9 protein-coding genes are annotated in these 11,624 nt (G+C 44.6%); all 9 read right to left on the bottom strand.

Features of this window, described 5'->3' with window-relative positions:
- Window positions 1–3 precede the first annotated feature (3 nt).
- The 9 genes from HXT34_RS00765 to HXT34_RS00725 all read right to left on the bottom strand — a co-directional run bounded on the left by HXT34_RS00765 (window position 4) and on the right by HXT34_RS00725 (window position 11,620).
- Window positions 4–1,377: a homoserine dehydrogenase gene (locus HXT34_RS00765; RefSeq protein ID WP_421784978.1), complete on the bottom strand. Its 1,374-nt coding sequence runs from the start codon at window positions 1,375–1,377 to the stop codon at window positions 4–6.
- A gap of 133 nt (window positions 1,378–1,510) precedes the next feature.
- Window positions 1,511–2,503 carry a CPBP family intramembrane glutamic endopeptidase gene (locus tag HXT34_RS00760; protein ID WP_415687581.1) on the bottom strand — a complete coding sequence of 331 codons (993 nt, stop codon included), beginning with the start codon at window positions 2,501–2,503 and terminating at the stop codon, window positions 1,511–1,513.
- Between the two features lie 163 nt (window positions 2,504–2,666).
- Window positions 2,667–3,809, bottom strand: a complete 1,143-nt coding sequence (locus HXT34_RS00755) for a D-alanine--D-alanine ligase family protein (protein WP_421784975.1) — start codon at window positions 3,807–3,809, stop codon at window positions 2,667–2,669.
- An 86-nt stretch (window positions 3,810–3,895) separates the two neighbouring features.
- On the bottom strand, window positions 3,896–4,891 hold the full coding sequence (locus HXT34_RS00750) for an NAD(P)H-dependent glycerol-3-phosphate dehydrogenase (protein WP_391496023.1): 996 nt from the start codon (window positions 4,889–4,891) through the stop codon (window positions 3,896–3,898).
- A gap of 143 nt (window positions 4,892–5,034) precedes the next feature.
- Window positions 5,035–5,919: a lysophospholipid acyltransferase family protein gene (locus HXT34_RS00745; protein WP_421784973.1), complete on the bottom strand. Its 885-nt coding sequence runs from the start codon at window positions 5,917–5,919 to the stop codon at window positions 5,035–5,037.
- Window positions 5,920–5,939: 20 nt separating this feature from the next.
- Window positions 5,940–6,803, bottom strand: coding sequence for an anchored repeat-type ABC transporter permease subunit (locus HXT34_RS00740; protein WP_119526066.1), 864 nt, complete (start codon window positions 6,801–6,803; stop codon window positions 5,940–5,942).
- The gene (locus HXT34_RS00735) at window positions 6,803–7,591 is read right to left on the bottom strand and encodes an anchored repeat-type ABC transporter ATP-binding subunit (protein ID WP_004109106.1); all 789 of its coding nucleotides are present in this window, start codon (window positions 7,589–7,591) and stop codon (window positions 6,803–6,805) included. Before HXT34_RS00735 ends, HXT34_RS00740 begins: the two co-directional genes overlap by 1 nt.
- 20 nt (window positions 7,592–7,611) lie before the next feature.
- Window positions 7,612–9,390: an anchored repeat ABC transporter, substrate-binding protein gene (locus HXT34_RS00730; protein ID WP_421784971.1), complete on the bottom strand. Its 1,779-nt coding sequence runs from the start codon at window positions 9,388–9,390 to the stop codon at window positions 7,612–7,614.
- A 31-nt stretch (window positions 9,391–9,421) separates the two neighbouring features.
- Window positions 9,422–11,620 carry a choice-of-anchor M domain-containing protein gene (locus HXT34_RS00725; protein ID WP_421784969.1) on the bottom strand — a complete coding sequence of 733 codons (2,199 nt, stop codon included), beginning with the start codon at window positions 11,618–11,620 and terminating at the stop codon, window positions 9,422–9,424.
- Window positions 11,621–11,624 lie beyond the last annotated feature (4 nt).

The raw sequence follows: 11,624 nt of genomic DNA, 5'->3' as shown, positions 1-11,624 counted from the left end.
TTTTCACTTTATAACGCGCAAAACTAGCGGCTTTCCGCACACAACGTCCAACTTCTGCAAATCTTCGCAAATAGCTTGAACTGCAGCTTCCGAACATTCGCTCACAAGCACGCGCACACTGCCAGGTCCACCAAGACCGCACTGTGGGCAATCCGAATCACCTTCAGCCTGAGCATACTTAGCCTGGCACGCCGAAGCCAAACGCTCAGCTTCAACGCCATGATCTGCAAAAACATCCATAACTTCGCCGCACAAAGCCAAAGAAGTATCTTCCATATTGCAACGAATCACAAAATCCGCTCTAGTCTGCTCGCTAGAAGCCGGCACATACTTGTTGTACATTGGCACGCCAAAACCTGCGCATCCGCGCACAATATTTCGAGCAGCACTAACAACATCTCCAACAACAGCGCTTGCAGTTGGAGCGCCACCAGCACCGCGTCCGTAGAACATTAAGTCATCGGCAGCCTGCGCCTTCACAAACACAGCATTGAAACTGCCATGCACAGAAGCCAACGGATGCTCCGCGCTGACAAGAGCTGGATAAACACTAACGCTTACGCCGCCATCCGAGTTGGGCTCGCCGTCATCATGCCTTTCAACTGCCGCAAGCAGCTTAATTACACGATCTTCCGCACCTGCAGCCGCAATATCTTCAGCTGTAATCGCGCTAATTCCCTCAACAGAAACGTCGTCAATACTTACTGGCATTTGGAATGCGAGAGTTGCCAAAATAGCAGCTTTATTTGCAGCGTCGAAACCTTCAACATCTCCGGTCGGATCCGCTTCAGCATAACCCTTTTCTTGAGCTGCGCGCAAAGCCGAGTCAAAATCAAGTCCGCGCACAGTCATTTCGTCAAGAATATAATTAGTAGTTCCGTTTACGATTCCGAAAATTTGCGTAATTTCATCGCCAATAAGTGACTCTCGTAGCGGACGAACAATAGGAATCGCTCCTGCTACAGCAGCCTCAAAGTACAAGTCAACTCCGTGACTTTCTGCACACTCGTATAATTCCGGACCAAACTTTGCAAGCAGCGCCTTGTTTGCAGTAACAACAGATTTTCCGTGGCTCAGCGCGCTTTTTACAAAAGTATGCGCAGGCTCAAGTCCGCCAATAAGCTCGATTACAATATCAACGTCCTCGCGAGTGCACAACGATGCCGTGTCTGTAGTTAGCAAATCACGCTTAATCCAAGGAGCGTCAACCTCTTCCGGACGCAAGCACGCAACTCCTGCGAGCTCAATATTTGCGCCAATTCTAGACGCGAGCTCATCACCTTGTTCAACTATAAGTCGCGCTGTTTGCGAACCGACCGTGCCTGCACCAAGCAATCCAACGCGAATAGTTTTATTAGCTAATTTTTTGCTTAACATATAACTCGCCTCCTTAAGCCATGAATTTTGAATTTTGAATTTTCTTTTTTACTAAAAATAACAGTTACTAAAAATAATAGTTGCCAAAAATAAAAATAGCAGTTACAAAAATAACAGTTACTAAAAATAGCAGCTACGAAAAAAGCATCATCACATTAAGAATCACAGAAATAATCAAAAATGTAATTACACCTACAGTTCCATAAAGCGATTTCAAATTATCTTTCTTAGGCAATTCCAAAGGCGCATCATAGAAAACTAAATATCGGCGATTGCGAACAAGTAATACTATTCCAACTATAAGCACTGCAAACACAAATATGCTATATAATCCAGCTAGCACGAATCCAGAAGGCAAATTCATTAACTCTTCATTTGATAGTTTGTCAACTTCTATAAGATTCCCTTTTGCATCTGTACTCTGTTTTAGTAACCATAAAGCAACAACGCTTCCTTGGAAATTCACAATCATGTGAAGAAATATGCTGTAACGCAATTTAGAAGTGCGCACGTACATGTAGCCGAGAATAAGCCCAAGCCCGAAAGCGTAGAAAAATTGGAATATATTCATGTGGAATAACGCAAAAGCTAAAGCAGAAAACACAATTGCTTTCTTTTCGCCATATGCACGCAATCTAGAAAGTACTTGCTTTCTAAAAAACCATTCTTCCACAATAGGAGTAAGAATTACTACGAATACAAGCGCTTCCCACATATTTCCAGACACAATAGTTTCTGAAATGCGATTCTTTGCTTTACCGTCTGTAATAATTGAAGCTAATGTTGTACCAATTAAGCTTCCGACGCACATAACTGGCACACTAACTGCGTAGAATCCCAAAAATTGCCGCAAAGACATAGGAAATTCACGCGACGCAAGAGTTGGCACTGCTCGCATAATCAGCATTGCAATAGGAAGCGCTATTAAATATTGCGCAATATCAGATACTAATATTGTTCCAATAGATTTTTCTAAAAATTCTTTAGGCAAAAAATACGGAAAGCATACGCTTAGCACACATGCAGCAGCAATCCACACAACCATGAACACGCATAATGACATTCCAATAGTTCCTTGTCGCTTTTGCGCCAACAAATATTGGTCGTCGTATTGTATATCTTGCATACTCATCCTTTTATTATTTTTTACGCTTTATTTAGATTTTTCGCTTATTATTTGACGTGTGCTAAGTTTGCGCTGTTTGCGCTGCCTGCGCTGCTTGCAACACTTGCGATACTTGCATTACTCGCATTACTCGCATTACTTGCGTTGCTCGCGCTATTCACGCTTACTTAAGCACACCTTCAATAAGCTTTGTAATTAAATCGCTATAGCTTATTCCAGTTGCTTCCCAAGCTTTTGGATACATGGAAATTGGCGTAAATCCAGGCATTGTGTTGATTTCGTTGATCATCACATGACCTTCAGGAGTCACGAACGAATCAACACGGCTTAATCCTCTACCGTCTGCTGCTTTGAATGCTGCGAGTGCTGTCTTACGCACGAGCTCCAAAGTTTCCGCAGGAAGATTTGCTGGAACTTCAACGTGCGAAGCTGCAGAATCCATGTATTTGCTGTCAAAATCGTAGAACTGGTCTTCACCAGCCTGACGCTTGTCTAGCACAATTTCGCCTGGCAAACTTACTTTCGGCTCCTCGCCATCGCGAGCTGCAAGAACCGCGCACTCAATTTCGCGCGCGTTAATTCCTTGCTCTACTAGCACTCGCCAATCATGCTTTGAAGCTTCAAAAACGGCATCTGCTAAAGCTTTAGCATCGCGCGATTCAACTTTTGTAACTCCAAAACTAGACCCTGCACGGCTTGGTTTTACAAAAAGCGGATACTCGAGTTTCGCAGCTTCAACCTGCTCAAGAATTTCATTTGTGTACGCAGCAAAGTGATTCGACGAGTCGCTTGCAAACTTGCGCGCATCCAACGCGATTCCCGGAGCCACGTCAATTCCGGCAGCCTTAAACAGCTGCTTTGCGTAGTATTTATCCATGCACGCAGCCGAAGCCAATACTCCGCAACCAACGTACGGCACTTGCATCATTTCTAGCAAGCCTTGCAAAGTGCCATCTTCACCGTTCGGACCGTGAAGAACTGGGAAAACAGCGTCAATATGACCTAAACTTTCAAGCGTGCCGTCTGCCTCTCGCACCAAAAATCCGTCTGCACCCTTTGCAGGGTCAAGCACAACATCGCGCGTTCCAGCGGTTTTTGTGATTACTGGCAACTCGCCTTCTTCCATGTGGAAGTTACGAGGATCTTCGCCGCCAACAATCCATTCGCCTTTTTTAGTAATCGCAATGCGAATAATATCAAAACGACTTTCGTCTACAGCACTGAGCACTCCAGCAGCAGATATGCAAGAAATCGAATGCTCGTCTGCTTTACCGCCATACAAGAACACTACACGCTTTTTCGTCATTTTTTTCCTTTATATATTTTTGAATTATTCTAATTATTTTGGATTAGTTTTTATTATTTACGCGCGCTACTCTTCGCAAACGCTACTTACTCTTCGCAAACATCGTCGTCGAAAAGCATTGCGAGCATTTCTTGGCAGGAGATTCCTTCTTCAAGCACGCGAGCCATTGCACTTGCGAGCGGAGTTGCAACGCCCAAACGCTTGCCCATTTCAACTACTGCGCTTGTGGTTGGCACGCCTTCTGCAACGCCATTGCTTACAGCAGTTGCTTCTTCAACGCTCATGCCTTTACCGAGATTTGAGCCGAAAGTGTAGTTGCGGCTTAGAGGAGACCCGCAAGTTGCCACTAAATCACCAAAGCCTGCAAGACCTGCAAAAGTGCGCGAATCTGCTCCTTCTGCAACGCCCAATGCCGTCAACTCTGCAAGACCGCGCGTTTCGATCATAGCTGCAGTGTTTTCGCCGTATCCTGCGCCTCGAGCCATACCAACTGCGAGCGCAACAACGTTTTTAAGCGAGCCGCACATTTCTACGCCGATTACGTCGGTTGATACAAACGCTTTAAAGTAGCTGTTTGAGCATGCTTTTGCAACTACTTCTGCTTGAGATTTTTCTGCGCAAGCAACTACTGCTGCAGCCGGGTGGCGAGAAGCAACTTCCTTGCTTAAGTTTGGTCCGGAAAGTGCAGCAAAACGGTTACGCGGTAAGTTCAAAGCTTCGCACACAACTTCATCCATACGCTTTCCTGTTGTGCGCTCAATGCCTTTCATAAGCGAAACAACAATCGCATTTTGTGGAATCAGCCCCACAAATTCTGCTAACGCAACGCGCGCAAACTGTGCTGCAATCGCCACGACTACAATATCCGCGTTCGCAACAGCTTCTGCGCGATCTCCTGTTGCAGTCATGTTTTCTGGAAGTTTTTCCACGCTTGGCAAGCGCACGCCGTTATGGTGATGATCGCGAATTCCTTCAACAATTTCCGGCTCTATTGCCCACATCGTCACTTGATTTCCTGCATCCGCAAGCACTTGTCCAAACGCAGTTCCCCAAGCACCAGCACCCAACACCGTAACGTTCATGTTTTACGTCCTGCCTTTCGGTTGTGAGTTTTATAAGCTACTGTATAGCTATTTTTATTTGTAATCACACTATTACATAATTCTACACATGCCGCTTTACGGGATTTTAAAAAGATACTTTATTTTATTCTTCCGTATATTTTTTATTCTTCCGTAACGCGTTTCATCTGCCTGTAATCAAAGTATCCAGCAGGCGCTTTTTCGCCACGAATCTCTTCCATAATTTGCGTCATACGCACACGCACGCGACGAGCCAACTCTTCAGCAGATTCCATTGGAGGCATCTCCCCCCAGTTTTCGCTTCCCTGCAGCAAGTCGGAATAATCAAGCTGAGTATCGTAGCACATTGCAACATTTTTCTTCGGCCACGGCCACCAGTGATTAATGCTTGCAGCGCCCCATGTGACAGCGCAAAATAGCGGTATTTGATGTCCGAGTCTGCGCGATGCTTCGAGAGCAATTATTCCAACTCCGGGCTTCATGCTCATAGGCCATTTTTTAGGATCGCGCGTTAATGTGCCTTCTGGCCAAATGCTTAAAGGTCTTCCGTTTGTGAGGATTTTGATTGATTCTTCCTCAATTTCGCGCGCTTTTCCGCTTCTGCGCGGCACAGATTGCATGCCTACTAGCTGGAACCATTTGCCTAAGATTGGCCAGTGCGCTAGTTCCGCTTTTGCCATGTAACGCGGTCTGCGTCCTTGGTGAAATAGTGCGGTCATAGGTATGAAAACGTCAAACATCGTCACGTGTGTGCAAGCGGTAATAAACACGCCTTCTTCTGGCACGTTTTCTAATCCCCACGCCTTTACTTTGCAGCGAGAACGCAATACGCGCGACGTTCCTTCGAGCAACCTTTCGGCGGCTTTAGGATTTTGCGCGTCAATTTCTGCCTGGTTTGGCTTACGTTTTCCTGCCGGATAGTAATACGTTGGATCAACTAAATTGTGTTTACTTGCTAAAAGCTTTACTTGCTCATCACTGAGTGGTTTTACTGCACTTCTTGGCGAAGGTTTTCCTTTTGATACCATGCTTTCTATTGTGCCGCACGCTATAAACCTACGCTACGACCTACTTTTGCAATCAACCCATGTTTAGGAGAGCACGCCCAAGCGAGCACGAATAGAGCGGTTGCTACGAGCACAATTGTTCCGCCTGTTGCTGTATCAAAGCTCCACGAAATATACATTCCAACAATCGAAGAAACGCAACCAATAACAGGAGCTAAAATCATCATTCTCGACAGCCTATCCGTAAGCAGTCGCGCAGTTGCAGCAGGAGTCACAAGCAGAGCAAGCACAAGCACGTTTCCAATAATTTGCACGGAAACAACTACAGCAATCGCCACCAAAACGTATAACATTCCATCTAGCCAGGCAACTGGCAATCCCATTGCGCGCGAAGTTTCGCGATCCATCGATACGCAAACAAGCTCTTTGTGGAACATGCATAATATAGCCAAAATAATCAAACCAGTAACAGCGACAACAGCAATATCTGAATCAGGAATACCTGTAATCGAGCCAAACAAGAAGGATTCCAAAGAGCCTGCGTAGCCGGATGCTTTAGAAATAATCACGATTCCAAGAGCGAAAGCAGATACGAAAAATACGCCAATAAATGAGTCTTCGCGAAGCCTGCGATTTTGGCTAAAAATAGATACGATTAGCGCGGTTGCAACTCCTGCGAGCGCTCCTCCAAATAACAAATTGCCTTGCAATACGAAGGCTATTGCAAGTCCTGGGAATACTGAGTGAGCTACAGCATCTCCAATAAACGCCATTCCTCTAAGCACTACGTAGCATCCAACTACACCGCAAATTACGCTAGAAAGACACGCTACAATAAGCGCTTTTAGCAAAAACCAAAGGTCAGGATTTGTTAAATCTTGTATAAATTCTATTGGAGATAACATTACTCTTTTACCACACTTTCCTTACCAATTACGCGCTCAACTGCTTTAATAAGCGGATTTTGCGGAGCTACGTGGAAGGTTCGTACCCACTGTTCTGTTTGCAAATTTTGCGGATCATCGTCGCCCACAATAGTGCCATCAAATAGCATTATTCTCGAGCATGAGTTAATTGAGCCAATAATATCGTGCGAGCTCATGAGAATTGCTTCACCAGAAGCAGACAATTTTAAGAACAAATCGGTAAGCAGCTCCTGAGTAGGCATATCGAGTCCAGTAAACGGTTCGTCTAACAGAAGCAAACGCGGCTCTCCAGCCAATGCTCTAGCAACAAGTACGCGCTGACGTTGACCTCCAGAAAGTTCGCCAATCGTGCGATCTTGAAAATCAGCCATTCCTGTGCGTTCAAGCGAGTTTAATGCGATTTCGTAATCTTCTTTTTTAGCGCGACGAACGTAACCAATATGACGAATCCTACCCATCATCACTACATCTAAAACAGAAAGTGGGAAATCCCACGCAATATCGTGACGTTGAGGCACATATCCAACGTAAGATACGCGAGAATTAAGTTTCGCACCTTCCATATGAGGAGCACGCACTTCGAGTTTTCCAGTATGCGGAATCAAACCCATAATTGCACGAAATAGCGTCGTTTTACCGGCACCGTTTGCGCCAAGCAATCCCACGAATTCGCCACTATTAATGGTAAAAGAAACGTCTTTTACAACAGCGCGATTCCCGTACGAAATATTCAAATTTTGTGCGCAAATTACTGCATTTTCTTCCATATTTACTACCTTTAACACTTTCACTTCAAACATTTCGCTAAAGAATCCGCGTTAGCTCGCATCATATCTGCATAAGTTCGCACATTTGCGTCGAAAGCGTCACCATAAATTGGGCAAACTTTCACATGCGCTTCAGCTGCAAGCTCTTTAAGAACAGACGAGCGAGAAATCAAATTCGGCTCTAAAAACACTGCAGGGATTTCCAAGTCGCGCAAAATTTGCGAAAGTCTACGCCTGTCTTGCACGCTCGGTTCGCTTGAAGGGTTAATTGTTACGAATCCTGCGATATTTACGCCGTAAGCTTTACCTAAGTATGCAAAAGCGTCGTGCGTTGTAACCAAGTTGCGACGCTCTTTTGGAATTGACGCAACTTTTTTACGCATATAAGCGTCTACGTCGAGAAGTTTGTTAATATACCGATCCGCATTTGCGCGATATTTGCGAGCGTTTTTAGGATCGACTTCGCACAAACGGTCCGCAATTGTGCGCACATAAGCAATTCCGTTTTTCACTGACTGCCATAAATGCGGATCAATATCTCCGTGAACATGTTTTCCAAGAACAGCTTGTGGAAGTTGATAAATTTTCTGCCTTGCAAATCCAAGGAATCTATAGCCTTGTTCAGCTGGAATTTCTTTTAAAGCATTAGTCGGCACTTCTACTACTACGTCTCGCGGCTCATAGTATACGCGCTTTGGCGCAACTGACCGCTTTTCTTGCAAAGTGTCAACTCTGTACAAAAATCCGCGTTTAGCTAAATCGTAAGCCAAATCTGCATGACCTTGATTCAAAACTGCGCTAGCTCCACGCTTTTTCGCTAATTTCTGCGCGTTAATGCCGACAGCAAAACGCATAGTTGCGTTTCCTAAACTTGCAACTCTTTCGTTTTGAGCATTGAGCATATCTGCATGAAAGTCGAGAGTGTATTCTCCTGGCTTACTAAAAGCCCAACTTAAATGCGTGTGCGCGTCCGCAGGCAAATCCACATGATCTTCATCGTTAATTCCGTTTGCTGAATTAACGTAAGTTTCTACGCTTCCAAAAGTGCCAGTAAGGTAAGCGAAAAGCGAACCAGGACCGGTTACTTTAGTTGCAGTTAAGCGGATCCTGTCCGAACGCTTCATGTTGTATGCTTTTGGCTTTATTACAGTAGCGCGTCCTTCTTTCGTTACAGTTGAAGGCGCGTTTGATTGCGAAGACTGAGAAACTTGAGAAGACTGAGAAGATTGCGAAGACTGCAACTTATCAGATTTCTTTTGAGATTTCTCTTCAGATTTTTGTTGCTCTTTAGCGTCTTTAGCTTCTTCAACCGGCTGCGAAGTTTGGCGTTCTGTAGCAAGACCAAGCCAAATAGTGTCTAATGACACATCTTCGACCATTGGAATAATATCCGCCGCATGTTTCACGCTTTCTTCAGCAAGTTGCACATTCGGCACGCCTTTTCGCAAATTCGCATCTAAAGCAGTAATAACACCATGCTCCTCAAGCATCATGTAATTACTAAAAGCCACATCCGCATACACAACGTCTCGAATTGAACGCAATCGCGGCTCGTAAGAGTGCGGATCTGCATTATCAGGCACAATTGAACTCACATTTGCAGCATCACCTGCTACATTCGCCACCATATCGCGCAAAACGCCTGTAGTTGTAACTACATTAATGCGACCATCGCGATGTCCTGCACGATTCCCGTTAGCACTACCACAAGCAGAAAGCGGCAAAATAAGCGCAACAGATGCAATTGCAGCAAGCGAAGAGAACAAAGTTTGCTTTACTTTTTTGGGCTTACGAATCACCCTTACACACTCCTACTACTAATAGTGCAACTTAATAGTGCAACAACCAGTTGAAGCTAATAAGCCCGCGCTTGTACAGATACCAAATTCCTGCACCCAAAACGCCAAGCACAGCAATAATTCCACCAGCAAGAAGCGAATAAGCAAGTAAAGGATTTCGCTTAAATAATCCTGTTACACCTTTTGCTTCAGACTTCACAACATCGTCATTATCGTTCAACTTCTGTCGGTACAAACTTTTAGCAAGCCTCTTGTTACTAATTTTTGAAACAAGACCTTTATGCTTTTTAGCTTTTCTTGGCAATTGTTTTCCAGAGTGTGAATTATTTGATCCAAAACCACGACCACCAACAAAAGGATTTCCGCCACCAACGGCACCGTTTCCGCGGCTGCCATTATTTCCATTAGCAGGTTTTGGTGGATTCTTAGGTGTAGGAGTCCCACCATTTTTGCCTTGTGGATTCTCTTTTTCATCCTTTCCACCGCCGTCAGCATACCCCATTGGCGTTTCTTGTGGATCTACGCCAACAGCAACGTGAATATTGCGAGTTACTGTAGAATTTCCGTCGGAAGCTTGGAATTGCAATGTGTAATATCCCGGTTTGTCGAAATCCCAATTCGCATGAGCATGCGTATTTGCAGGTATCGTATAATCTGTTGCTCCTTGAGTGGAGAAAATCTCTTTATCTCCACCGCCCAAGCCTCCGAACATCCAAACGCGCACGTTTCCAGGACCTTCAACTCCTGTTAGGCTCAATTGAGTTGGCTTATGCGGATTCATAGACTGATTATTCCAACCCATCCATGGCACACCATCAATTTGTGTTTGCGGTATGCGATACACGCCGTTAGTTTTACCAGCATCACCAACTGCGAATACAACTGTGTCTGTGTCTCTAAAGACATGGCTTCCTGTCACATCTTCTTGCACAGCCATATCAACATTATTTGAATCGCCAGTATATACAGCAATATCAACGTGACCGTGGTCTATAACAAGTTTGTCACCCTTGATGTCTTTAAACTTTGTTGCAGCAGATTGTTGCTTTTGAGAATCTTGCTTTCCGCCTTTAACGTTATGTCCACCATTAAAAAGACCACCGTTATTGTTTCCAAAGAGTCCGTTATTTCCTCCAAAGAGTCCGTTATTTCCTCCAAAAAGACCTTGTTGCTGCATTTTTGCTCCAGGCCATGGAGTCACATACACAGTGTTGTTGTTGCCGTTAATGAAGAAAGATCCATTACTTTGTTGCACATTAATGCTGTGATCCTCACTTTGAGAATCATCATCATCTGAATCTTCTTCGTCGTCTTCACCATCTTCGTCACCGTCAAAAGATGCGCCATCATAATCAGCAAAATCTCCAGCTGTTACATCATGATTAGTGACGTGGAATGTATAAGTCTGCTCAGAACTTTGCTCCTCGCCACCGACGGTAGCAGTAGCCTTCATTTTTAACTTGTACACACCAGGACGGTTAAAAGACCAATACATGTGCGAATGCTTGCCGCCAGTCTCAGTGATGTCAACATCTTTCGGCCAGCTTTCAACAGAGCCGAGCATTTTCTCATAATCGTCACCGCTGCGAGTGTACATAAAAACTTCGCCGTCGTGAGGTGCTTCGATACCAGTTAGCGACAATTTAACTGTTGGATTAACATTTGCAGCACCAGCTCCCTCATATAACGGTCTAGTATCTAAACCAGGCCACAAAGCGCCAGTCTTCCCAGCTCCCGACTGATCAAAGAACCAAACTACACCTTCGCGAGTTGTTGCGTAGATTTCTTTTATTGCCGGATTGCTCTCATCTTTTGAAAGTTGCATGATGTTTTTGGAGCCGACTTCAAAAATAAGTCGATTCGTATCGTAACGAGCGCCATTATGATCTTTACTTTCAAACGAATCACCCAAGGTACCTAATACCATGCGCTTATTTGTAGTATCAAAGAAAGTTGCAAAAACGTCAGTATGACCTTCATACGCGTGGCACATTGTAGCTTTACTATCAGCCGCAGGTTGCGAAGCAGTTTTATCTAAGCGAGCAGCGGCACACGCTTCAAAATTGGCTTTCTTTATTTTGGCAAAATCTTTAGAAGATTTCTTTCCGCTTGCAACAGTTGCGTCACTACCATTGTCAGCAAAAGCTGCAGGCGTTCCCATCATCATGCCGCACAAGCACACGCCCACCAACAAAGCGCGAGATAATTTCTTTATACTATTACGAACCATTTTC

Origin of the sequence: Gardnerella sp. DNF00983, assembly GCF_049244265.1 — a bacterium.
Lineage (GTDB): Bacteria > Actinomycetota > Actinomycetes > Actinomycetales > Bifidobacteriaceae > Bifidobacterium > Bifidobacterium vaginale_J.
This window is presented reverse-complemented; position numbering and strand designations above follow the sequence as displayed.

Bases quoted from the DNA above. Each gene is read 5' to 3' on its own strand.
- HXT34_RS00765 (WP_421784978.1), bottom strand. From the start codon at position 1,377: ATGTTAAGCAAAAAATTAGCTAATAAAACTATTCGCGTTGGATTGCTT.
- HXT34_RS00760 (WP_415687581.1), bottom strand. From the start codon at position 2,503: ATGCAAGATATACAATACGACGACCAATATTTGTTGGCGCAAAAGCGA.
- HXT34_RS00755 (WP_421784975.1), bottom strand. From the start codon at position 3,809: ATGACGAAAAAGCGTGTAGTGTTCTTGTATGGCGGTAAAGCAGACGAG.
- HXT34_RS00750 (WP_391496023.1), bottom strand. From the start codon at position 4,891: ATGAACGTTACGGTGTTGGGTGCTGGTGCTTGGGGAACTGCGTTTGGA.
- HXT34_RS00745 (WP_421784973.1), bottom strand. From the start codon at position 5,919: ATGGTATCAAAAGGAAAACCTTCGCCAAGAAGTGCAGTAAAACCACTC.
- HXT34_RS00740 (WP_119526066.1), bottom strand. From the start codon at position 6,803: ATGTTATCTCCAATAGAATTTATACAAGATTTAACAAATCCTGACCTT.
- HXT34_RS00735 (WP_004109106.1), bottom strand. From the start codon at position 7,591: ATGGAAGAAAATGCAGTAATTTGCGCACAAAATTTGAATATTTCGTAC.
- HXT34_RS00725 (WP_421784969.1), bottom strand. From the start codon at position 11,620: ATGGTTCGTAATAGTATAAAGAAATTATCTCGCGCTTTGTTGGTGGGC.